The organism is Reichenbachiella sp., assembly GCF_033344935.1.
In the GTDB taxonomy this organism is placed as follows: Bacteria; Bacteroidota; Bacteroidia; order Cytophagales; family Cyclobacteriaceae; genus Reichenbachiella.
This window is the reverse complement of record NZ_JAWPMM010000001.1, coordinates 1,649,138-1,672,040: the sequence shown is the minus strand read 5'-3', so window position 1 is coordinate 1,672,040 and position 22,903 is coordinate 1,649,138. Positions and strand designations below refer to the sequence as shown.

The window sequence follows — 22,903 nt, the reverse complement described above, 5'->3', positions numbered from 1 at the left end:
GACTAAACCTACTCAAAGCACATCTCTTAAGCTTTCATCACGATCAAATACACTCTTGGCAAAAGTGCATAACGGAATGATGCTAATCTTTTTCGCTCTGGCAAAGTCAACAGCTGCTAAAACCAGCTGCTTCCCTACCCCTTTCCCTTTAAATGCGGGATTAACTTCGGTATGGTCAATGATTATTCTATCCTCACCTGCCCAAGAGTAAGTCATTCTTCCTGCTTCCTTTTCTTCTTCGATACCTTTAAAGAAACCTTTGCTATCCCTATCAAACTGTTCAATATTCATACATTAAATATACGGCATTTCAGAGTTGAATAGCCACGAAAAACTTCTCGTTGTGATTTATTCCACATTGCCATATCTTTAGTGTCTATTCCCGATACTTATGAAAATTTTTAAACTTCTCCTTCTTTCATTCATTCTTCTCCCTCTGACAGGCATATCACAGGAAAATCAAACAAAGGAAGAAGAAAAAGACAAAATTGAACCAATCGCCATTCCCGAAGTTTCGTCTCAGGCAGAGCTACTGGTCAGGTTGATTGAGAGCGAATACAAGCCCGTAATAGAAAAGCCCATAATATCTCAAGTAAAACAACAAACAGATACACTCAAAAAGGAACTAGACAATATTACCGCTATTACTAATCATATCATGCAAGAAAACCTTCCTTACAGATATGTAGAAAGTTTTGTAAAAAAATGGGATCGATTGATCTCAAGAGCGAGTGTCCCTGAGGTAGTGATCAAGGGGCATACCTCCCGGATAGATGAAATATTTAAAGAACTACGCAAACAAGAAGTATTATGGGAAAGCACCAGAAAGGCATATGCAAACAAAGAAGAAATTCCTGATGAGCTTTTCAACAGAATATTCTTTTCCGTAGATCAGATTAAAAAGCTCAAAAACACAATGAGTGACAGTCTGGTTCAGGCCATCAATGTACAGAATCAAATCCTTGACCTAAAACTGGAAGCTAACAATTATGCGCAAGAGTTGGACCAGGCGCTAAAAACACAGTTTAGCACCTTGCTTTCCATGCGACAATCTCCAATATGGCATTCAGATTTAGATAGTGCGACTTACCAAAACACACTGGCCAATAACAAACTTTGGATTCCAATGGCCATAGATGAGACCAAAGGATATATCAATCTCAGGGCCTCGAGTTTACTCATTATGCTTGTTATCTTTTCAATTTTTATTAGCATGATATTCTGGATGCGAGGTAAACTATCTGAATTAAAAGAGAAAGATCTTGCGGAACTGCCATTAGGAGAGAAAGTGCTTCACAGGCCTATTGGTGCAGCTGTACTTTTTACTTTAATGGCCAGTTTGCCACTGTTGCCCAACCGCCCCCTTTACCTCGAAATAGGTTTGGGCTTATTTTTCTTAATCCCCTTTTTATCGGTGACTTCTGCCATCATTATCAAAAAACTAAGGTGGAGTATCTTTTTCCTAGCCGGCATGTTCATTTTGATAGACGCAAGCCGTATATTGATTCTTTCAGATTACACCAACAGGTTTTTGATGCTCATCATATCTGCGGCCATGGCTTATTACTTTTTTTGGCTTTTGAGAAATATAAGTCATGAAGAAAAAAAGGGAGTAGCTAAAGATATTTGGTACAGAGTGCTATTCTTCGTTTCTCCGCTATTTTTGGTAGGGATGGTTTTTTCCATTCTTGCGAATACGATTGGCTATATATACATTTCTCAGCTGATAACTGATGGGATTCTAACTTCCACGATTTTGGCACTGCTTCTTGGCTCTTTGTATGTCAGTCTCAAAACACTGGTTCTACTTGCCCTAAACACCAACATAGCCCAAAAATCCAAGGTATTCACACTGTACAAGGATCAAACCTTCCGAACAATAAAAGTGAGTCTCAAATTTTTCTATTTAATTACATGGTTCTACTACACAGCCAAAACCACCCTACTCTGGCAACCTATATTAGAAGCCTATGAAGAGATATGGAATTGGGGGGTTACCGTTGGTAGCATTGGTATATCTGTTGGTGGAGTCATCAGTTTTGGCATTATTCTTTTTGCTTCATGGCTCATTGCTAATTTCACTAAAATCTTATTGCAAATAGAATTTCTGGACCGTATAGATCTACCCAGAGGGGTATCCATGGCAGTAGGATCTATCACTAATTATGCGATCATGTTTCTCGGCTTTTTTATGGCATTAAGCAGCTTGGGATTCGACCTGGCCAATTTGGGATTACTAGCAGGTGCATTAGGTGTAGGTATCGGGTTTGGTCTTCAAAATATTGTAGGGAATTTTATATCGGGGCTGATACTCGTATTCGAACGGCCGATCACCATTGGTGATATTGTAACGGTAGATACCATAGAAGGCGAAGTGATTGCCATCGGTATCCGAGCAAGTAAAATACGTCAATATGATGGTGCAGAGCTCATTGTCCCAAACTCTACACTCATCTCTAATAACGTGATTAATTGGACACTCTCAGATAAACGCCGGCGTATCAAATTAGTCATTCAAACTTCCACAGAGGTTGATCCTGAAAAGGTGATTCAATGGATGGAAGAGGCCTTAACAGATATTGATGGCGTCATCAAGCATCCTCCGTACAAAGCCTATTTCGAAAGTGTGAAGGAGCAGTCCTATCAGTTCTATATCAATTACTGGGTGTCTCACGAAATTTTGAGAGTTAAAAATGAGGTTAACATTCGAGTCATTGAGAACCTTAAAAAGCATAAAGTAATTGTATCGGCGCAGAGAAAAGTGGAACTACTGAGCAAATAAATAGGCATTCCACAATGCGATAAGCATTTACTTTAAGTTGTAAATGATTCCTAGTAATTTGGCGAATTATTAACCCTACATTATGCTCGGAAAAATCAAAATCCCTCACGTATTCGCCTTATTGACTATCATCATTTTGGTAGCCAGTATCTTTAGCTACATCATACCCTCAGGGTCTTATGAACGCCAGGAGGTTCAAGTTGGTCAAATGACTCGAACAGTGGTAGTACCCAATTCCTTTCAAAAAATCCCAAAGCATTATTCTATCAAGGGTGTATTTGTTGGCGATGAAGTTGAGGGCAAGGCGACGCCAGTGAGCATTTTTGGTTTTTTAAAAGCTATTCCACTGGGTCTGGAAGAAAGTGCGGATATCATCTTCTTTGTCTTTCTGATCGGTGGGGCCTTCGGCATGATCAAACGTACCGGAACGATCACGGCCGTTATTCAAGCATTAATTAATAAATTCAGTAATTCGGGCACAGCTCTCACGGTTGTATTGATGCTAGCCATCTCTGCCGCTGGCTCCACGCTCGGTATGGGAGAAGAGTTTATTCCCCTAGTTCCAGTCTTCTTGTATGTTTCACACAAGTTGGGCTACGACAAGCTTTATGGTCTAGCCTTGGTATTTGTCTCCGCAGAGATCGGTTTCGCCTCTGCAACCACTAATCCTTTCAATGTACAAATCGCGCAAGGCATTGCGGAAGTACCTTTAGGTAGTGGCATGGGGTTTCGTTTGATTTTCTATGTAGTGATCCTAATCGCTGCAATTATCTACATGCTGAGGTATGGAAAAAAACTCAAAGAAGACTTTTCAAACTCTTACCTCGAACCAGACAATGTATATAAAGAAGACGAATCATTGGCTCATTTTGACCTAACTGCCAAACACATTCAAATTGTTGTGGTGAGTGCTATTTTGTTTGTTGGCATCCTTTGGGCCGTTCAAACCCAAGGCTGGTGGATGGCAGAAATGGGTGCTGGATTTTTATTGATCGGTATGGTAGCAGCTGTAATTGGAAGGTTATCTCTCAATGAAGCCACCAAAGCATTCATTCTCGGTATGGAAGAGATGATAGTCGGTGCCTTGGTTATTGGTTTTGCTAAAGGAATTCAGGTGGCGCTAGTCGAAGGACAAATCATGGATTCGATTATCTTTTATACTTCAGGAACTTTGCAGTATTTGCCAAAAATTGTAGCCGCAGAAGGCATGCTCATCTTCCAAACGATTTTAAATTTCTTCATTCCTTCTGGCTCTGGACAGGCGGCTACTACTATCCCAATTATGGTTCCTTTAGCAGATCTGCTAGGCATCACCAGGAATACTGCGATTTTTGCCTTCACCTGTGGTGACGGATTTGCCAATTCCATCATTCCTACTTCAGGGATATTGATGGCGATGCTAGGCATCGCCGGTATTCCTTACAAAGACTGGTTAAGATTTATCCTTCCCCTATTCGGCTGGTTAATGGCTATATCGGCAATCTTTTTGGCGATGGCCGTACTGATCGAATATTAATTATTTAGTCGCGGTCTCCATTTCAATCTCAATACCACCCGTAAAAGAGGCAATTAGATTGTAAACTACACAACCAATAGCAGTGAAGATAAACCCTATGATTCCATACAAAATGGGAATTACAAGTAATGCAGCGGCACCAAAGTCAGCAAACTCAGGAAAGAATTCTCCGGTTAGCATGGAGCCAAGTAATGCGAAGGGCAAAATTATGATAAGGGATACTAGAACATAAATAATGGCTACTACTTTGGCCGTTTGAAGCACCCCGAATTTTTTAACTCTTATCATTTTTAATATTTGATTTAGAAATTATTTTTTCCTGCCAAGTTATAAACATGCCATAGTATAAGCCCGTTTGTTTTAGAAAAAATTACGGTTTACTCATTTTCATATCAGAGAATACACTGTGACAATTATATTTGTGAATTATTAAGAATATCTATTCAGTATGAGGCTCGGAACTTTAGCAAGAAAAATAAGCATTACCCCATCCAAGCTGACTTCCTTTTTGGAGTCACAAAACATAGGCCTATCCAGCGGAACCAATACTAAACTTTCCGAAGAAGAAATTGAATTAGTCCTTGCACATTACGACGCTAGCTTGGAAGAAGATAAACCTGAGCCGGAAGAAGAACCAATTGCTGAATCAGAAGAAGAAGAAGCTCCAGTTGTCGAAGAAGAAACTCAAGAGGAAGAAGTAATTTCAAAAGTCAAAGATACGGAGGCCGAACTTACTGATACAGAAGAGGGAACTGAGAAAGTAGTAACTAAGGAGGAAGAATCGGAACCAAAAGTTTCGGAATCTTTCGCAGAAATAGCCTTGCCGCATGAATTGGAAGAAGACTCTTTGGAAATAGAAGCTGCTGAACCAGAACAATCTGAAATAGAAAATAGTCAAGAAACCAGATCAGAAAAAGAGGAACTCGAAGAAAAAGAAGAGGAATACGTTCCTCAAGTACCTGACGATTTGGATCCAGAAATCGAATCTTATGTAGAACGTCTGGCCTACGATGAAAATATTGAGGTGATCAAACCTGTAAAAGTCAAGCTTCAAGGACTAACAGTGAAAGGAAAAATCGATCTACCAGAACCGAAAGTTGAGGCCGAAATTATTGAAGAACCGAAAAAAGAGGAAAAGAAAACATTCGATCCGGACGAGATCATAACTACCACAGGGCCAAGAAGAGACAGGAAGAGAAAACCTAAAAATTACAAAGGCAAAAAATTCAACAAGGACTACAATCCACTAGAAGCCGCCAGAAAAAAGAAAGAGTGGGAAGAGAAAAAACGCAAGGAACAAGAAGAGCGTCGGAAGAAGAAAGCTAAAGAGCAACACTATAAAAAAGTGGCAAAACCAGTAGCTGCAGCTCCCTCCACAAAAAAGAAACCTAAGAAAGTAAAGGCCAAGAAAAAACAAGTCCAACAACAGCCCACAGGCAATATGCTCCAACGATTCTGGCGTTGGATGAACACATAACCTGAAGGTTCCTTAATTAATAAGCTTCCGTGATGGTGATGCTGCGTAAACCCAGTTTATCAGACTTTGTACTATTCGTGATTACGGTAGCGGCATATCGAAGCCCTTCAATATCAAACTTAAAAAGTATTCCCTCCTCTTCCTTGGCATTGATGGACATAGAGGTATTGATGTAAGAGGCACCATTGGCTTTAATAATATTCCTAAAGTCAATCTCTAATGTACCTGAACTGTTTTGCCCACCAAATCCAAGACCTAATTCCTGCCATTGCCTAGGCAACTGATTACCAGCTGACGCATCAAAATACACCTTATTCACTACTTCATTCTGGCTAGACAAAACAAAGAAATTGCCTGCGATATCGTATTGTTCGCAGCGCTCCTTTCCATCATTTTCTTTCACTTGTTTAACACAAGTCCCTCGGTCTTCAATCTCTTCATTGGTAGTTTGTCCAATTGTAATCCCAAATGGCAGTTGAGTTAATCTAGACTGAGCCGAAACTGTGAACACTGACAACACACTAATCAGTACACAAACACAAAATTTATGGGTTCTATTCATATACCTAATTTATCAAATTATTGGCCCTTAATCAAGTAGAAGAAAAAACGAAACCGTCTGAATGGCACTATTCAGTTGATTATGATCGATTGCTTCATCAATTGACCGTAAAATTTCGTAACTTTTAGTAACAACAAATGCTTCAAATGATATGAAGGCAACATCCCCAAACGAAGCAGTTATCTTCTTTGCCGGAGATTCCGGTGATGGTATACAATTGACCGGAGGTCAGTTTTCAGAAACTGTAGAGATTTTCGGAAACGACATCAGCACATTTCCCAACTTCCCAGCAGAGATCCGAGCACCAAAAGGTACACTCTTCGGAGTATCTGGATTTCAATTAAAACTCGGTAGTGTAAAGGTCTTTACACCTGGCGATCAATACGATGTGCTTGTAGCCATGAATGCGGCTGCACTCAAAACCAATCTTCATCAACTCAAAAAAGGTGGCGTGATCATCGCCAATACTTCGGGCTTTGATAAAAAGAACCTGACGCTCGCCAAATATGAAAATGGAACCAACCCATTAGAAGACCATTCTCTTGACAATTACGATGTGCATGATTTTGATGTCACAAAAATGACGCAAGACGCGCTGGTAGACACAGGAATGGATAGAAAAGAAATTGAGCGTTGCAAAAACATGTTTGTACTGGGTTTTGTCTATTGGATGTTTAATCAGGACTTAAAATACACGATCAACTTCCTAACTGATAAATTTAAATCCAAGCCAGAACTAGCAGATGCCAACATTAAAGTCTTAAAAGCTGGACACAACTTTGCCGATACCAGCGAAACTTTTACTTCAAGGTTTAGTATCAAACCAGCCCAATTACCGAAAGGACACTACCGTAATGTGAATGGTAACCAAGCCGTAGCACTTGCACTAGTCGCTGCCTCCAAAAAATCAGGATTGGGTCTATTTTATGGCAGCTACCCAATCACGCCAGCTTCTAATATTTTACATCAGCTTTCTAGATACAAAAACTACGGCGTCAAAACCTATCAAGCAGAAGATGAAATAGCTGCTATCTGTTCGGCTATAGGCGCCTCGTTTGCGGGTAATTTGGGAGCGACGGCCTCCTCCGGGCCGGGCATCGCCCTAAAAGGCGAGGCCATGGGCTTGGCCATGATTTTAGAACTACCCTTGGTTATCGTTAATGTGCAGCGAGGTGGGCCGTCTACAGGTCTTCCCACCAAAACCGAGCAGGCCGACCTCCTCCAGGCACTCTACGGTAGAAATGGGGAAGCCCCTCTACCGGTATTCGCACCAGCCACACCAAAGGATTGTTTCAAGATCACTTTTATGGCCTGCAAAATTGCACTGGAGCATATGACTCCTGTCATGATTCTCACAGATGGATACATTGCCAATGGCTCCGAACCCTGGCAATATCCAGAAAGCAAAGATCTCGCGGAGATAAAACCTCCGCTGATTAAAGAAAGACAAAGCGATGACCATTTCCTTCCTTATCAAAGAGACAAAAATCTAGTGAGAAAATGGGCTATTCCTGGGATAGCCGGCCTTGAGCACCGCATCGGTGGGCTGGAAAAAGAAATAGATACTGGTAATGTGAGCTATGATCCTGACAATCATGAGCAAATGATAAAGATCAGAGCAGAAAAGGTAGAGAAAGTGGCTGAAGTCTTTCCTGATCAGACTTACGAACAAGGAAGCGAAAAGTCCAAACTGCTCGTTATCGGCTGGGGCTCAACTTATGGCGCCATAGAGTCTGCCATCATTTCCTTAAAAGAGGATGGCCATGACATTGCTCATGTTCATTTGAGAATGATTCATCCCCTCCCTTCTAACCTAGGAGAAATATTACGACATTTTGAGCAAATCATAGTGCCAGAAATGAACAATGGACAGTTGGTGATGGTACTGAGAAACAAATTCCTATTGCCTATCAAAAGTGTTACGAAGATTAAAGGTGTACCCTTTACCGTTCAGGAGATTAAAGAAGCCATTTTAAACCAATTGCGTCATGGATAAAGTAGCAGACCCAAAAAGTTATACCGCGAAAGACTTTGCTTCAGATCAAGAGGTCAGATGGTGTCCAGGTTGCGGAGATTATAGTATCCTCAACCAAGTCAAAAAGATTTTACCTGAAATTGGTGTGGCTCGAGAGAACATCGTTTTTATTTCTGGCATTGGCTGTTCTTCGCGCTTTCCTTATTACACCGAAACCTATGGCATGCACAGTATCCATGGTAGAGCAACAGCCATTGCGAGTGGACTGAAAGCTGCAAACCCGAAACTAGATGTATGGATCATCACTGGAGATGGTGATGCGCTATCCATAGGTGGCAATCATTTAATTCACCTTTTAAGAAGGAATTTTAATGTCAACATCCTTCTTTTCAACAATGAAATTTATGGCTTAACCAAGGGCCAATATTCGCCTACCTCACCTATCGGGAAAATATCTGCTTCTACCCCACAAGGATCATTGGATTACCCTTTCAATCCGCTAATGCTGGCCTTGGGAGCTGAAGGCACTTTCGTTGCCCGGTCTATTGATACAAACCCCACACACTTGCGTGAAACACTGCTACAAGCGCATAATCATCATGGCGCCAGTTTTGTTGAGATATATCAAAACTGTAATGTCTTTAATGATGGCTGCTTTGCTCCATTTTCAGATAAAGGAATAAAAGAGGATCATGTGGTGATGCTTGAAGAGGGTAAGCCTTTGGTTTTTGGAGCAGATTTGAACAAAGGTGTGACATTAGATGGGTTCAAACCCAAAATCATAGAATTGTCTAATGGTCATACTCCTGAAGAGTGCTGGATACATGACCCTACAGACAGAATAAAAGCCACCATCCTCACACAATTTTTCGAATACAGTGCGGAGCCAGGTGCACTACCTCGACCCTTTGGATTGTTTTACCAAGAAGAGCGGTACAGCTACGAAGATCATATGGAAGATCAATTGAAACAAGCAGATGACAAAAATGGCGCTGGCGACTTGGATGCATTGCTCTCGGGACCTAACCCCTGGCAAGTAGCTTAAAGCATCTTCGTATTAATCTTTTTTCGGTCTTATATTTGTAGTTAGCCCAAGAGTACAAATTAATTACTGTTTCAATCGCCAGGAAAGAATGACCAAAAAGTTAGCACTTCTCAACCTATTGCTATTCCTATCTCAAATACTCGCGGCACAAGACATATCTTCGCTGTCTATCAATGAGAAATTTATTGAAGCAAAAGTAGGAGATAGTATCTCTGTGCAGGTTATACAAACCGGGCCAGGTAGCATTATCATGAAAAATGCACCTGAGAAAGCTTCTCTTTCTTCAGAGGGTACTTTTTCTTGGGTCATCCCAGAAAGTTATGAGGACTCAAAAATAACAGTAGAGTTCTTTTTGATTGATAGTGCGAAGCTGATAGACATTGAGTCTATCTTCATAAAGGTTTTAGCTGATTATGATCCGCCTAAATTCTTTATCCATTCAAACCATGAATTGACCAATGGCTTTTATCAGTTGCATCCCGGACAAACTATTGAACTTTCTGTGCTAGGATACGCTTCTCAGGATTCCTCTAAAGTAAGGCTAGACCATTTTTTCAATGACAATAAAGGGGAATACCATATTGGCAACGGCAAGGTAGAAATCATTCACAACCAGCTCACTTTCAAATGGACCCCTTTGGACATTCATCTGGATCAGAAGTATTTCAGTTTGACAGTCAATGCCCACGACACGCAAGGACAAAACTCTCAACATGTTTTTTTGTTTATCATCAATCGAAAAAATGAATCCCCATACTTCAAATTCCCAGTGCTTGATGAATATCTCCTTCATGCCAATGAGGCCTTAGAAGTGGATCTTTCCGTTGTAGATCCAGACCAAGATTCATTAGTTTATAAAATGGATATCCCGACATCCATTGGTAATCCTAAACTCACTAATGGGAAATTTTACTGGAAACTCAACCCCTATCAGATCGAACAACTTAAAAAGCTGTTTCCTATTGAAGTATATGTAGAGGTCAGCGAACAGGGTAATGAAAGCCCCATCTCCATTAATAAAACCTTCCTGATCAAGCGGAGTGTCATGAATCAACCGCCGAAAATTCTCAACCTACAAAACGAAGATGTACATGAAGGACTTCCCTTTCATAGAACCATCTTTATTCAAGATGCCAATGATGATTTCAATGATTTGAAGTTTGACATCATAGGCGCTCCTGAAGGAATGACCTGGGAGGCGAAAAACAATGCCGTAGAGCTCAACTGGACTCCGGGGTACGACATCATAGGAATAGAGTTAAAACCAAAGAAATTTGATATGCTGATGGTGGCCGAAGACCCAGATGGCTCCATCGACCAGCGGGCATTTACGTTGACGGTTCATCATCGTGAAAACACTGAAATCACCTACCAAAGCTATCTGAACTATAGAGACGAGGCCATTTTTCTAATTGACCATTTAAACGAAATGCATGCTGACTTGGAGCAAAGAGAAGGAAGTGTAAAAAATCTAAAAAGAGGCTTATCGGTCATGACTATGCTTTTTGCCACTTATACGGCGGCAGGGAATGTATTTACGGAAGGCACCACTGCGCACAAAGCCGTACCTTATATTGGTATTATGGCAGCAATTGCCGGCGGTATCAACGCCTTTGGGTTCAATGATTTGAACCGATATGGATCACTGAGAAGTCAGACTTTTCTGCTACAGCAAAAACTGATCTACGTATTGGCCATCTTACGAGATTATCATATCGATGGTCCGAATAGCCCCAATCTGGGAAACGCAGAATTCAGAGACCAACTGCAGAATTATGAACAGTGGATGGTTCAAGACAAACTCAACTTCAAAAGCTATTACAACACTTATATGAGCTTGAACTATATACAAAAGCGAACCAAAAAACAGGTACGCCAAGCCCGAGCCATGGGACGAGATCCAGAAGGATTATTGTTTATAGATTTGACGGAGATTTAAATATCAAGAGTCTTTTATCGTGTGTATTCCTAACTAAAAAATCCATTAGATTTGGAAAACATATAATGGATAACACACATTGTGTTAGCCATTTGTTAGCCTCAATTTACTGCATGAAAAAACTACAACGATTCTTCCTTATTTGGATTTCTATTGCTGGCGGTTTTGCAGCATTAATGATAATAATGACTATAATAATGACCACTATCGACTCAACTGCAAGTTTTGAAGACATAACTCGTGGAGATGTGAACTACGGAATTGGTGCATCAATTGTCTTGGCAACTTTGTTGTCACCATTACTTTTTTTCCTACTCAACAGAAGTGATAAATTCAAGAAAGAAAATCCAGATTTTGAACCCAAACCTTATCGACCGAACTGGATTATGGAATCACTGAAATACGGAACAATCATGTATTTATTCATGTCAACTGTGCCTCACTGGTTTCTAGGTAAGGAATTCACAACAGAACATTTCCTTACGAACATACCATACTGGTATGGAGCGGGCCTAACTTATGGACTATTCCTGAAATTCTTCGTAGCGGACAAAAAAGAGGCTAACAAGCGCTAGCACGAATGCGCCAACTGCTATTTTACAAAATTCAGTGCAAACATCACCATGAATCAGCAGCTGGGAAAGGGCGGTGCTTTCTACCCTCTTCAGCTCGCAGGATTTTTCACTTTCTGAACGCAGTGCTTTCTACAAACTTTGGAAGCACTGGCAGATTCATTAGTTTTATCAGAACTTGCCAAGTTCGGGGCGCACTCCTGCTAGCTTAGCGTTATCGAGAACTATCTAATGAACGCGATAAAAACCTTTTGGAACGAACTTAACTCAACCGTCAAACTAGCTGGCATCATCGGTCTAATTCTAATGATCTATGGTAAGTTGGCGAAGACCTTAGACATCTACTTCTTCTGGGAAAGCTATAATACAGGGTACGCAATCTTAACGGCATCAATTGGCGTAATTCTAGGCGTTGAACTCTTCATTAAACTCGGAATATTTAAGGCATACTTTCGATCTGGATGGAGAACAGCTTCCCACATTCTTGTAATCGCTCTCTTCGTTGGTATCAACATGCTATTTGCATTTTCAGAATCTCTTGATGTTGCAAAAGAACGTATAACGAACAACCAAGAAGTCATTTCAGCGATAGGTCAAGTTAAAGGTTTCGGTTTTCTAACAACGGGCTCGTCGTCTAGTTCCTCTAACGGCTACAAAAAGTCAGAGCATGCGGTTTACACACTCATAGCTAAGGGAACGGAAGCTTTTGCTGAAGTAACTGTCATTGTAAGCAAAGAAGATGGCGAAGACTGGCACTTTGAACTGCATGAAATATCTCGATAACAAAGAGTAGGCAAGCATACCTTTTGCGGTAGAAGTCCGAGACTGCACTGCCATCGGAACAGCCGTTCCGATCGGGAAGCACCAGAAGGCCGAGGAATCACCTGACTGTTCCGTGACTGCAGCTACCTCAACAGAATTCCAGAAAGAAGCTTTTGTGGTTGTTGATCGGATCGGCTAGCTTAGAGCTTTTACAAACGTTGTCTGAGAGGTACGCTTCCTACTCAGGCGTTATCAGCAATAATCAAAAATGAATATTCTCCAATTTGACCATGATGAAGCCCGAGAGTTTTTCTTGAAAGAGGAAAGCTATTTCAACTTTGATCTCCCACCATATTTTGTTTTTGAAGAATTGCTGAGAGAAATTTCTGATACAATTGGCGATACTGAAATAGAAGAATTTTACAAAGGATATAAACCTGCAACTGGTAAAGTAAAGAAACCATTTCCAAGTGAGTTTGAAGATGTTAACTATGTCTTACTCAACAATAAGGATGGGAAATACGCTTGGAGACCATTTGAACTTATTCATCCTTTTCTTTACGTTTCTTTGGTTCACAAAATAACAACTGAATCGAACTGGGAATTAATTCAAAATAGATTTAAGGAATTCCAGAATAATGAAAAGTTGATTTGTCATAGCATTCCAACAGAATCTGAAGACGATTCATCAGATGTCGCTACCTCAATAATCAACTGGTGGCAGGGAATTGAACAGGAATCTTTGAAACTGGCTCTGAGTTTCGAATATGTAATTCATACGGACATCAGTGATTGCTATGGTTCCATTTACACTCATTCTATTCCTTGGGCAATTCATACAAAAGCATTTTCAAAAATTAATAGAGGGCAAGAACATGTTGGTAATGCGGTTGATAAGCTGCTTCGAGATATGTCTTTTGGTCAGACTAATGGAATCCCTCAGGGTAGTGCCTTAACTGACTTTATCGCTGAAATGATTCTGGGATATGCCGACCTTGAACTAACAGAACAAATCACCAACCAAGGAATAACTGATTACAAAATTCTTAGATATCGAGATGATTACAGAATTTTTGTAAACAATCCACAAGAAGGCGAACTAATTACCAAGTATCTAACCGAAATTCTGATTAGCCTAGGCATGAGGTTGAATGCTCAAAAGACGTTAGTATCGAATGATGTTATTGTTGATTCAATAAAACCAGACAAGCTGTATTGGTTGAGTCAAAAAAAAGGAACTTCTGGACTTCAGCAACACTTATTGCTGATTCTTAAACTGTCAAGAGAACATCCCAATTCAGGAAGTTTAAGAAAAGCTCTTGATAAATTCTACAATCGAATCTATAAGTTAGAAGAGACTAATGATAACATTCATGTCTTGGTGAGCATTCTGATTGATATAGCTTTTAAGAACCCAAGAACATACCCAATTTCTTGTGGGATTCTAAGTAAACTACTTTCTCTAATAGATATTGAAGATCAGCGTGATGAAATTTTGACTTTGATTAACAAACGATTCAGTACTATTCCCAATACAGGTCATATAAAAATTTGGCTACAAAGAGTAACAATCAAACTTGATAGAGAAAAGGAATACGAAGAGCCTCTTTGTCAGCTGGTGAATGATGATAGCATAGAATTATGGAACTCTGAATGGCTAAACTCAGACCTACAGAAAATAATGAAGGAAGCAGATTTAATTGATGAAGAGGTTATTGACGAAATTGATGAAATAATCGAAACGGATGAAATCTTACTATTTGACTACTAAAAAAAGCTGATAACAAACACTTCCATGAATAACCCCTGTAGATATAAATTTAGTTAATCTTCTTCATAATGTTTCTTTTGGCTGTTTTGGAAACGAATCTTTTATCCAATTGGTGGGTAAAAGTAAGTCAAGGATGGCCATATCCTTACTTACCCTATCCCAATTTTCAATCTCATTCTTCCATTCGTTCATAACCCAAATTTACCAAATTAACATTGCCGTGAAAAAGATGGATAACAATGCATACGGTCGTTAGCCCTCATTAGGATTTTTCGAAAACCATTTGTTTATTTACACGTACAAAATAACAATAAAATACACGTGCTATGAATACCAAATTAACTCTTACGCTTGAAAAGGAAATTATAGATCAAGCAAAAAAATATGCTTCAAACAAAGGCCGGAGCTTATCTGAAATGGTAGAAAACTATTTCCGCTACTTAACTGAGTCTAAAACTCAATCGATCGAAGGAGAACAATTATCTCCTAGAGTGCGAAAACTGAGAGGTGTATTAAAAACAGACTCTTCTTTCAATTACAAAAACAACCTTAACCAAGCAAAAGACAGTAAGCATGGCATCTAAAATTTTTGTTGATACTGATATCATCATTGATCTACTTATTGACAGACAACCTCATGCAGATGCTGCTTCTATAATTTTTGATTTGGCGGATAAGAAGAAGCTTAAGCTATTCGCATCATCTATTTGTCTCAATAACGTTCACTACATTGTTAGAAAAGAACTTGGCGACATGAAAACCAGAGCCATTATTGGTGACCTACTAGAATTAGTAGAAATTCTTAGCGTCTCTGGCAAAGACATTGAAAACGCAGTTAACAGCGAATTCAAGGATTTTGAAGACGCGATTCAACATTCTGTAGCTCAAGGAAGCAAAGAAATTTCTGCCATCGTGACCAGAAACACGAAAGACTATAAGAAATCTCAAATTCCTGTTTTTAATACTGACACTTATGCAAAAATGGTGTTAAAAGAGGGATAACAAGGTGTAGGCACGAATGCCTCCCGCAAAAGCGGGACAGGCTATGCGAGCTATTCGAATCAATGCCAGTGCCGATAGCTATCGACACAGCACCACCGCTCCTCGCGGAATCTCTAGAATACCGATAACGCATTCGTAGTTTCCTTGGCGGTCTAAATCTGGGCTAATGGCTAAACAGACTTTTGTGGTTGTGCGCGGATCGGCTATCTTTCTGCCTTAATCAAACTGTGAGGGCATATCGTCCTACACAGGCGTAATCCACCACGCTCCCTAAAAAAACAAAAAGTACCCAGCGGACTTTTGTATTAAGGAGATTCATTAATCTCCTTTAAGAATAAGGTAGCAATTACTTCTGAATGCAATGCCTTTTGATCATTTCAACTTCTTTATTGATGAGTAATGAGCAATTGCTCTTTGGTATCAGACGCTGTGGTGAAGCCATACTAAAAACAACTAACAAATAGCGCTACTTATAGATTTTGACAGAAAAAAAGTCATCATTAAATTGGTATCAAGCATTTTCCAACACGGGCTTAGCTTCAACACATTTATAATTGATGATATTCCAATTGGATTCAATTTGTCTCTTTGCACTAATCTTATTTACAAAAAAATGTCTCTTCATATGGTAATCACTTTCACCGGAATAAAATATCTCACTCATCTTCTTGAGTTCTTCATCCCGATAGCTGTCAAGTGATTTTTTTGTCTCATCCTTCAATCTTAACAATCGTTTATCAGAAATAAGCTTATGATACGCTTCATGGACAACAAGCTTTTTCACCTTTTCTCTAACCGTGGCTTTAAAAGCTTCAAGCGTCTCCCCAAAACAATCATCAATAAGTCCCAAATTCTTGGCCTGACCAGCCACTAAAGCTTCACATTCCTCCGTTAGCTGAAGGGCTTGTTTCTGACCTACTCGTTTAGGCAAAAGGTAAGTCCAATACTCAGATCCATACAATCCCATTTTTTTGTAATGAGGATTTAAAACTACCCCGTCTCTGGCAAAGACAAAATCAGCAGCAAGTGCCAATATCACTCCTCCTGCACCTGCATTTCCTGTCATGGCCGATACGACGACCTTAGACTCGCAATTAATGATTTCTCTAATCAAATCATCTATCGCCACTATATTCTCCCAAGACTCATCTGCCGGATTATCAGAACATTCGATGGTATTTAAATCTATTCCGTTTGACCAAATATCTGATCCGCTTTGAAGTACAATCACCTTATGATCCAACTGACAAGCCTGCATAAATACCTTTCTCAAACTGTTGCATTGATCAGTTGACATCGCCCCATTCTAAAAATCAAAATTGATATAGAGTACATCGCCGTCCTCCTCAACCCAGATTTCTCTAAAAGTATCTTGGCCTTTGTACGAATCAAAAGCATCCAGTGGCGCTTCGGGAACCTCAATCAACAATGAATTAATCACATTTGCGGACTTATTTTTTACTCCTCCCTTTTTCTTCTTCAGATGGGTAATCCAAAGACTACCATCCCCGGTACCCACACAAATAGCTCCGTTTCTTTTAGCAATTATTTCACCTGGCTGACCTTTGAGTATAGACTCCGGATGAGCGCCATACATATAAAGTGGCTCGTCAAAAATTCGAGTTTCTAGCAAACCCGGAGAACTATCAGCTGCTTGAACCTTTCGGATGATAGAGGTAGTCGTATCAGACCATTCAAAAGTGCGGTCCTTTCTTTTAATCGGATCGTTCCAATTACCCTTCACGCTTGGGTGATTATAATCAAGCACTTGCGGTTCAAAGCTTTTATTTTTGAAATTAGCAATGGCCTTCTTTATAGCACTTGAGGCCGCCTGTGTCACTTCATGCCTGTAAAGATTACTCTTGGTAGCGTTTCTCATCTCAAACTCCTCTGAAGCCCAAATATCTCCTGCGTCCATATCTTCAGCTGCCTGTAATATCGTGACACCCCAAATGGCCTCCTTTCTCATGATGGCCCAATCCAAAGCGGATGGCCCACGGTCACCAACTATTCCGGGATGAACGATAAGACAAACGTATTTTTCCCATATTAATTTGGGTATGGCTGCTTTAAGAAAAGGTGCTATGATTAGATCCGGAAGGTAGTCTTCTACAACGCTTATAGTTTGTTCATCTGTATCAAGGACATGAATTTGTACCTCTTGATTATCAGACACTAGTTCACAATACAGTCGTTGACTCAATCCATTATGGCTGGTCACCAAAAATAATATTCGCATGGTTAGGTAGGTTAGGTAAAACAGTACTCTTAGTGCTGCTTCTAGCTAATCTAACCGTAATACCTCAGAATAAAAATATATATTTAATAAAAATAATAATTCAATTTAATACACCATATATTAAACACACCTTTAACGAGTGTTTTTCAACAAATTCTTAAAGACATGAGAAAATAGCAGCCAAGTACCACCATTTAATATTTAATGCTAAAAATTCAATTAGCCATAAAACAATCATAATTGAACTTATAGACTCATTATCAATAAAAAAATAGGTCTTTCCATCATGTCCTCAATAGGCAATTCAACCTATACATCTCTAAGAGAAATACCCAAATTTTACTAATAAATAAAAATATACTCCTGTTTTATTTTATTTTATTCAACAATCAATAACTTTAATATACCAGCTATATAATTCCACCTAGCATTCGATTAAAATTATTTAATTAAAACTTGTGGAGAAGTTAAGAAGCTTCTCACCACAAGATTGGAATTTTTGTGTTTAACCTACCTAACCATGAAAACCGCATTGAAATATACGGGCATTGCCTTATTTCTTGTTGCTGCCTTCGGAATGATTGGCTTTTTGTTTTGGCAGCAAGAGGTGCAGTATACCCTCCCTACTCCAGTCCCCAAAGACTATTCTCTGGTTTATGTAAATCAGTCAGTTCATCTGGATAATTATTACAACCAAACGGTAGATAAGCCTACACTCTATCATTTTTTCAGTCCTGAGTGTCCCTGCTCAAGGTTTAACCTTAAACATTACAATTCACTAAAACGGAAATATGGAGACTCAATACGATTTATCGTAGTCATTCCTGAATTTTCTGACATCGACCTGGTGAAAGATTATTTCGATAGTGAAACTAAGGTAATTCGCGACCTGAATCGAACATTTGCTAATGAACTAGGGGTGTATTCAACGCCTCAGGCCGCCATTATCAATACTAAAAGCAAACTGTATTATCGAGGGAACTACAACAGAGCTAGATATTGCACTGACCCTGGAAGCAATTTCACTCAAATGGCCATTGATTCCCTGCTCGCAGGAGTTCCACCTCCTGCTTTCGGTCTTCTGTCCACTGTTTCTTATGGCTGTGGTCTAGAGGAAAATTCAGAAAATTTATTCAGTATGTTTTAAACTACCAATAAGATGACAAACAACCTAACAAAACAAGAACTTGCGATTTCATTCAAGGAAATTAATCAAAAGTCCGATACATTTATCGTTAGATTTTTATTCGCTCATGTGGCCTTTTCTCTCTTTTTGGCCACCTTTTACGACACTTGGCTCCTAGCTATTTCTGTTGGGTCTCTATCCCTTATCTCCTGGTATTTGATCAAACTAACACTTCCCAATACTCAGCTGCATCAATATGTAGCCAGTATGTTTTTCGGTGTCTATGTGGGATTGTTTATCTACCAAATGCACGGCCTTTTCGAAATGCACTTTTTTGCTTTCATAGCTTCGGCCATCTTAATTACCTATCAAAACTGGAAGCTACAAGTGCCTCTGATATTGTTTGTTGGATTGCATCATGGGGCATTTGCCTATGCACAATTTATCGGCACGCAAGAAGTCTACTTTACTCAATTGGAGTATATGGATTTGCAAACCTTCATTTTCCATATCAGTCTTGCAGTCACGGTAGTTACCATTTGTGGGTTCTGGGCACACAACCTCAGAATAGCAACCATCCAAAATGCTATGAAATCTAAAGAACTAGAAAGTTCCAATTCAAAACTGGAAAGTTCACTTAGTGAGATACAGGTTGCCCACAGTGAATTGGACAAAGAACGAAAGGAAGTTAAATATCTATATAACCAGTCGGAAGCCGTGTTCGACAATGTAGACGAAGGAATTTTCCTACTCAACAAAGATTTTACCATTAGCGATGTATACTCTAAACAAATGGAGAAAATTTTTGAACAAAAGGAAATTGCTAATCAAGAGTTCATCAATTTTATGCGCCCTCGCCTGGTCACCAGGGATTTGGAGGCCCTTCAGATGTACATCAAACATCTTTTTGACAAGAACATTGAAACGGATGTGCTGGCACAACTCAACCCAGTGGAGCACATTGAGATCTTCCACTATGACGAACAAGGCATCGCGCATTCCAAACACATCAAAATTGTCTTTTCAAGAGTATTTGAGGGAGAAGATATCAGGAACATCCTGGTAACCGTAATCGACGAAACAGAAACAGTTCAGCTCGAAATGAAAGTCAAAGAGGCAGAGCTTAAAAACAAGCAAGAAACTGAGCAAATGCTAAGTATTCTAAGAATCGAGCCAGATTTGCTCATGGACTTTTTGGTTACCGCTGAGGAAACTCTGGAAAGCATTTCACTTCGCTATGAGATGGATTCGAAAAGAGACTTCAATGAGCTGATCAACTTTACCTTCAACACTATTCACAATCTCAAGGGCAACGCCTCTCTCATTGATCTGCAACTGATCACTGAAAAATTCCACGATCTGGAAAACTCGCTAAGCAAGCTGAAAACCAAAAATGTAGTAGGCAACGACTTTTTGAACATTCTCTATGAAATCAGTGAAATTTCAATTCTGCTTTCCAATATTAAGGCGCTCCTCAACCGAGTCATCAATATCTCCACACAATTTTCTCAAAAGCAAATGGATACTGACGACAGACTGGCCGAAGCGCTGGAAAGAGGTGCGAAGAGAATTAGCGCAGACGTGGGAAAAAAAGTCAGGTTTGAATTTGCCAACGAAAAACACATACAGATTCCTGAAAAATTTAAGTTAGACATCAAGGACATCAGCATCCAGCTTATTCGCAATTCCATCATACATGGAATTGAGACACCAGATGTACGTGTGGCCAACAACAAACCAGAAGAAGCGTTGATCCAATTGTCACTTAATCCATCAGAAAAAGGAGACAACCTTCATTTCAAATACAAAGACGATGGCCAAGGCCTTGATCTAAAGAAAATTCTTCATCAAGCGGTGGAGAAAGGAATGGTGAACAAAGAATCTGTCAAAGGTTTTGAGGCAAAGGATATTCTCAAACTACTCTTCAAGGATGGATTTTCAACCTCTGAAAGTGTAACGGAACATTCTGGTAGAGGTCATGGACTGAGTTTGGTCAACTCCCTTACCAAAAAACATAACGGAAAATTGAACATTTCATTCAAAAAAGGAAAGTCCTTCGAATTGGACTTCATTTTTCCTGTAAATACTCCTGAATTAGCCATCGTAGCCTAAAAACAAATATATGAAACTATTGATTGTAGACGATTCATCAGTGATGCGTCGCACCATTGAAAAACACCTGACCAATTATAATTTAGAAATAGTAGGCATGGCCAAAAACGGCAAGGATGCCATCAATCAGTTCGAAATGAAGCGACCAGATGTCGTCACCCTCGATATAACCATGCCTGAAATGGATGGGCTCACCTGCCTTGATAAAATGATGGCGATAAATCCTGAGGCTAAGGTGATGATCATCACGGCGTTGTCAGACAAATACACGGGACTGCTGGCTCTGGATAAGGGCGCACGAGGTTTTCTATATAAACCAGTAAATCAAACCGATCTGGTAACTGCATTTGACAAACTTTTAAAAAGAAATTAACCAACTATGTATAAGGAAAAAGAAAAAGTTGAATTCGAAGAGACCTGTCAGTTATTTATCAATTCAGTGAACAACTATTTTGGACACCTGACAGGTGAAATTTCTCAAACGAGCGTCCCTTACCTAAAAACAGTCGATAACGTCATGCTCAAAGATTACACCGGCATGATTGGTATCTCAGGAGACCGCAAAGGGTTTGTATACATTTCAGGAGACGCTAACCTCTATAAAGAATTGGTTCAGTTGTTTTTGGACATAGAAGAACCACAGTCCGCTGATCTATTGGATATGGCCGGAGAGTTATCCAACGTAGTTTCAGGTAACGTACGCGAAACTTATGGCAAAAATTTTATGATCTCAGTACCGATCGTTTTTAAAGGAGCACCTGAAAAACTAAGGTTCCCCAAAGGTGTTCCTATTTATGTCATTCCCATCAAGTGGAAGTCGCATGAAGCATTTATAGTGATTGGACTGGATTGAAGTTACTTATTGGTTTTAGTATTAATAAGCAGACCTCGTCATATTCACGAGGTCTGCTTCATTTACTTTTTAATGCCGTATTTATAAATCACCTCTCCTTCGTGGCTCACGAACTGCACCAACAGCTGCTCCTTCGTGGCCGATGCCGTGGCAAATCCATGCTGCGACTCTGCAAACAAGGAGTACTCCATCTTGCCTGTAGGTCGGACTTCTGATCCTGCACCAGAAATAAAGTGATGTGTCTTATACGAAGGATTGTGAATGTGCTGCAAGTCGTGCTCATGACCGGCAAAATACGCATCTACGTTATGCTTCTTTAATACCTTCTCCAGATGGCCACGAATGTCTTTGGTAGCGTCTATTCTTTTTCCTCCAGAATACAATGGATGATGACCCACCACTACTTTCCAATCCGCTGAATTGTCGGCCAATACGCTGTCCATCCAAAGCAATTGCTTGGTGCTGTCTTGCTTCCAGACAGCCTTATACTTCTCTTCTTCATAGTATCCGTCTTCGAACGGGCTGGTATCGATAAAAACGAATTTCACCGTTACACCATCCTCTTCTTTTTCTTTCACAAAGTATTGTGATGGCATGTTCCATCGCTGGCTCACATTCGTGTAATCGATTTCTGCCTGATAGTTGCCTCTGTAATCATGATTACCTAGTATAGCATACCAAGGCACAAAAAGCCCAAAGCCATTATAGACATTTTCGAAAGATGAGATCCAATACGGATCTTGTGTACTGGCCACACCATCAGGGTAGAAATTATCTCCTGTAGTCAGGATAAATTCTGGTTCCAAGATTTTGGTGGTGGCTTGCATCTGATCAGCCACCTCTTGCTGTCCATCGTAGCCATTGCGACCAAAGTCACCAATCACATACCAATGCAAGGCGTCCTCCAATACTTCTATTTCAGAAGCAGGTGCCTCTCCCGCGTCCTGATTGCTTTTATTTGAAAAACATCCGAGCGTAAGAATAAGAGACAGTACGCTTAGATATATAACTTCCTTTTTCATAATTCTGGTCTTATTATAGTAAAAAGCAATTTCAAAAGTCTATAACCAAATCTTGTCATATTGAGCCAAGTCGAAATATTGTCTGCATCTAGCAGCAAGCTTCGAGGACCTCAGCCTGACAAATACTTGGACTTTTGAAATTGCTTTT

General features: G+C 39.8%; 21 protein-coding genes. 15 read left to right on the top strand and 6 right to left on the bottom strand.

What is annotated here, in order from left to right; translation table 11 throughout:
- Nucleotides 1-12: 12 nt before the first annotated feature.
- Nucleotides 13-291: a GNAT family N-acetyltransferase gene (locus R8N23_RS07210; RefSeq protein ID WP_318170902.1), complete on the bottom strand. Its 279-nt coding sequence runs from the start codon at nt 289-291 to the stop codon at nt 13-15.
- A gap of 100 nt (nt 292-391) precedes the next feature.
- On the opposite strand from R8N23_RS07210, the gene R8N23_RS07205 reads away from it, so the two are divergent.
- Nucleotides 392-2,782: a mechanosensitive ion channel domain-containing protein gene (locus tag R8N23_RS07205; RefSeq protein WP_318170901.1), complete on the top strand. Its 2,391-nt coding sequence runs from the start codon at nt 392-394 to the stop codon at nt 2,780-2,782.
- A gap of 82 nt (nt 2,783-2,864) precedes the next feature.
- Nucleotides 2,865-4,298 carry a hypothetical protein gene (locus R8N23_RS07200; protein WP_318170900.1) on the top strand — a complete coding sequence of 478 codons (1,434 nt, stop codon included), beginning with the start codon at nt 2,865-2,867 and terminating at the stop codon, nt 4,296-4,298.
- Here the strand turns inward: R8N23_RS07200 and R8N23_RS07195 are convergent, their stop codons facing one another.
- Complete coding sequence (locus tag R8N23_RS07195) at nt 4,299-4,586, bottom strand: hypothetical protein (RefSeq protein ID WP_318170899.1); 288 nt, start codon at nt 4,584-4,586, stop codon at nt 4,299-4,301.
- Nucleotides 4,587-4,746: 160 nt separating this feature from the next.
- Here R8N23_RS07195 and R8N23_RS07190 point away from each other — a divergent pair, with 160 nt between their 5' ends.
- On the top strand, nt 4,747-5,775 hold the full coding sequence (locus R8N23_RS07190; RefSeq protein WP_318170898.1) for a hypothetical protein: 1,029 nt from the start codon (nt 4,747-4,749) through the stop codon (nt 5,773-5,775).
- Between the two features lie 16 nt (nt 5,776-5,791).
- Here the strand turns inward: R8N23_RS07190 and R8N23_RS07185 are convergent, their stop codons facing one another.
- Nucleotides 5,792-6,337 (bottom strand): hypothetical protein, encoded by a 546-nt coding sequence (locus tag R8N23_RS07185; protein ID WP_318170897.1) that lies wholly within the window; start codon nt 6,335-6,337, stop codon nt 5,792-5,794.
- A gap of 151 nt (nt 6,338-6,488) precedes the next feature.
- Between R8N23_RS07185 and R8N23_RS07180 the strand changes: the two genes are divergently transcribed.
- From R8N23_RS07180 to R8N23_RS07145, 8 genes are all read left to right on the top strand, one after another.
- Nucleotides 6,489-8,333, top strand: coding sequence for a 2-oxoacid:acceptor oxidoreductase subunit alpha (locus R8N23_RS07180; RefSeq protein WP_318170896.1), 1,845 nt, complete (start codon nt 6,489-6,491; stop codon nt 8,331-8,333).
- The gene (locus R8N23_RS07175) at nt 8,326-9,357 is read left to right on the top strand and encodes a 2-oxoacid:ferredoxin oxidoreductase subunit beta (RefSeq protein ID WP_318170895.1); all 1,032 of its coding nucleotides are present in this window, start codon (nt 8,326-8,328) and stop codon (nt 9,355-9,357) included. The genes R8N23_RS07180 and R8N23_RS07175 overlap by 8 nt, the downstream gene beginning before the upstream one ends.
- Nucleotides 9,358-9,445: 88 nt before the next feature.
- The gene (locus R8N23_RS07170; RefSeq protein WP_318170894.1) at nt 9,446-11,296 is read left to right on the top strand and encodes a hypothetical protein; all 1,851 of its coding nucleotides are present in this window, start codon (nt 9,446-9,448) and stop codon (nt 11,294-11,296) included.
- Between the two features lie 113 nt (nt 11,297-11,409).
- A complete protein-coding gene (locus tag R8N23_RS07165) occupies nt 11,410-11,871 on the top strand; it encodes a hypothetical protein (protein ID WP_318170893.1) in 462 nt (153 codons plus the stop codon).
- Between the two features lie 228 nt (nt 11,872-12,099).
- The gene (locus tag R8N23_RS07160) at nt 12,100-12,651 is read left to right on the top strand and encodes a hypothetical protein (protein WP_318170892.1); all 552 of its coding nucleotides are present in this window, start codon (nt 12,100-12,102) and stop codon (nt 12,649-12,651) included.
- A gap of 247 nt (nt 12,652-12,898) precedes the next feature.
- On the top strand, nt 12,899-14,401 hold the full coding sequence (locus R8N23_RS07155) for an RNA-directed DNA polymerase (RefSeq protein ID WP_318170891.1): 1,503 nt from the start codon (nt 12,899-12,901) through the stop codon (nt 14,399-14,401).
- Nucleotides 14,402-14,727: 326 nt separating this feature from the next.
- The gene (locus tag R8N23_RS07150) at nt 14,728-14,985 is read left to right on the top strand and encodes a DUF6364 family protein (protein ID WP_318170890.1); all 258 of its coding nucleotides are present in this window, start codon (nt 14,728-14,730) and stop codon (nt 14,983-14,985) included.
- Nucleotides 14,975-15,403, top strand: coding sequence for a PIN domain-containing protein (locus tag R8N23_RS07145; protein ID WP_318170889.1), 429 nt, complete (start codon nt 14,975-14,977; stop codon nt 15,401-15,403). The genes R8N23_RS07150 and R8N23_RS07145 overlap by 11 nt, the downstream gene beginning before the upstream one ends.
- A 511-nt stretch (nt 15,404-15,914) precedes the next feature.
- Here the strand turns inward: R8N23_RS07145 and R8N23_RS07140 are convergent.
- Nucleotides 15,915-16,700 (bottom strand): enoyl-CoA hydratase/isomerase family protein, encoded by a 786-nt coding sequence (locus R8N23_RS07140; protein WP_318170888.1) that lies wholly within the window; start codon nt 16,698-16,700, stop codon nt 15,915-15,917.
- A 9-nt stretch (nt 16,701-16,709) separates the two neighbouring features.
- Nucleotides 16,710-17,642: a formyltransferase family protein gene (locus R8N23_RS07135; protein ID WP_318170887.1), complete on the bottom strand. Its 933-nt coding sequence runs from the start codon at nt 17,640-17,642 to the stop codon at nt 16,710-16,712.
- A 520-nt stretch (nt 17,643-18,162) separates the two neighbouring features.
- On the opposite strand from R8N23_RS07135, the gene R8N23_RS07130 reads away from it, so the two are divergent.
- From R8N23_RS07130 to R8N23_RS07115, 4 genes are read left to right on the top strand one after another with little or no spacing between them, the layout of a single operon-like run.
- Nucleotides 18,163-18,789, top strand: a complete 627-nt coding sequence (locus R8N23_RS07130; RefSeq protein WP_318170886.1) for a hypothetical protein — start codon at nt 18,163-18,165, stop codon at nt 18,787-18,789.
- A gap of 12 nt (nt 18,790-18,801) precedes the next feature.
- The gene (locus R8N23_RS07125; RefSeq protein WP_318170885.1) at nt 18,802-20,880 is read left to right on the top strand and encodes an ATP-binding protein; all 2,079 of its coding nucleotides are present in this window, start codon (nt 18,802-18,804) and stop codon (nt 20,878-20,880) included.
- 10 nt (nt 20,881-20,890) lie between these two features.
- Nucleotides 20,891-21,253, top strand: coding sequence for a response regulator (locus tag R8N23_RS07120; RefSeq protein WP_318170884.1), 363 nt, complete (start codon nt 20,891-20,893; stop codon nt 21,251-21,253).
- A gap of 6 nt (nt 21,254-21,259) precedes the next feature.
- On the top strand, nt 21,260-21,733 hold the full coding sequence (locus R8N23_RS07115) for a chemotaxis protein CheX (protein WP_318170883.1): 474 nt from the start codon (nt 21,260-21,262) through the stop codon (nt 21,731-21,733).
- Nucleotides 21,734-21,795: 62 nt separating this feature from the next.
- Here R8N23_RS07115 and R8N23_RS07110 read toward each other — a convergent pair whose 3' ends face one another.
- Complete coding sequence (locus R8N23_RS07110; RefSeq protein WP_318170882.1) at nt 21,796-22,755, bottom strand: metallophosphoesterase; 960 nt, start codon at nt 22,753-22,755, stop codon at nt 21,796-21,798.
- Between the last annotated feature and the right edge of the window lie 148 nt (nt 22,756-22,903).

Bases quoted from the DNA above. Each gene is read 5' to 3' on its own strand.
- R8N23_RS07130 (WP_318170886.1), top strand. From the start codon at position 18,163: ATGAAAACCGCATTGAAATATACGGGCATTGCCTTATTTCTTGTTGCT.
- R8N23_RS07115 (WP_318170883.1), top strand. From the start codon at position 21,260: ATGTATAAGGAAAAAGAAAAAGTTGAATTCGAAGAGACCTGTCAGTTA.
- R8N23_RS07120 (WP_318170884.1), top strand. From the start codon at position 20,891: ATGAAACTATTGATTGTAGACGATTCATCAGTGATGCGTCGCACCATT.
- R8N23_RS07170 (WP_318170894.1), top strand. From the start codon at position 9,446: ATGACCAAAAAGTTAGCACTTCTCAACCTATTGCTATTCCTATCTCAA.
- R8N23_RS07205 (WP_318170901.1), top strand. From the start codon at position 392: ATGAAAATTTTTAAACTTCTCCTTCTTTCATTCATTCTTCTCCCTCTG.
- R8N23_RS07175 (WP_318170895.1), top strand. From the start codon at position 8,326: ATGGATAAAGTAGCAGACCCAAAAAGTTATACCGCGAAAGACTTTGCT.
- R8N23_RS07185 (WP_318170897.1), bottom strand. From the start codon at position 6,337: ATGAATAGAACCCATAAATTTTGTGTTTGTGTACTGATTAGTGTGTTG.
- R8N23_RS07165 (WP_318170893.1), top strand. From the start codon at position 11,410: ATGAAAAAACTACAACGATTCTTCCTTATTTGGATTTCTATTGCTGGC.
- R8N23_RS07125 (WP_318170885.1), top strand. From the start codon at position 18,802: ATGACAAACAACCTAACAAAACAAGAACTTGCGATTTCATTCAAGGAA.
- R8N23_RS07195 (WP_318170899.1), bottom strand. From the start codon at position 4,586: ATGATAAGAGTTAAAAAATTCGGGGTGCTTCAAACGGCCAAAGTAGTA.
- R8N23_RS07135 (WP_318170887.1), bottom strand. From the start codon at position 17,642: ATGCGAATATTATTTTTGGTGACCAGCCATAATGGATTGAGTCAACGA.
- R8N23_RS07155 (WP_318170891.1), top strand. From the start codon at position 12,899: ATGAATATTCTCCAATTTGACCATGATGAAGCCCGAGAGTTTTTCTTG.
- R8N23_RS07190 (WP_318170898.1), top strand. From the start codon at position 4,747: ATGAGGCTCGGAACTTTAGCAAGAAAAATAAGCATTACCCCATCCAAG.
- R8N23_RS07110 (WP_318170882.1), bottom strand. From the start codon at position 22,755: ATGAAAAAGGAAGTTATATATCTAAGCGTACTGTCTCTTATTCTTACG.
- R8N23_RS07180 (WP_318170896.1), top strand. From the start codon at position 6,489: ATGAAGGCAACATCCCCAAACGAAGCAGTTATCTTCTTTGCCGGAGAT.
- R8N23_RS07200 (WP_318170900.1), top strand. From the start codon at position 2,865: ATGCTCGGAAAAATCAAAATCCCTCACGTATTCGCCTTATTGACTATC.
- R8N23_RS07150 (WP_318170890.1), top strand. From the start codon at position 14,728: ATGAATACCAAATTAACTCTTACGCTTGAAAAGGAAATTATAGATCAA.
- R8N23_RS07145 (WP_318170889.1), top strand. From the start codon at position 14,975: ATGGCATCTAAAATTTTTGTTGATACTGATATCATCATTGATCTACTT.
- R8N23_RS07140 (WP_318170888.1), bottom strand. From the start codon at position 16,700: ATGTCAACTGATCAATGCAACAGTTTGAGAAAGGTATTTATGCAGGCT.
- R8N23_RS07160 (WP_318170892.1), top strand. From the start codon at position 12,100: ATGAACGCGATAAAAACCTTTTGGAACGAACTTAACTCAACCGTCAAA.
- R8N23_RS07210 (WP_318170902.1), bottom strand. From the start codon at position 291: ATGAATATTGAACAGTTTGATAGGGATAGCAAAGGTTTCTTTAAAGGT.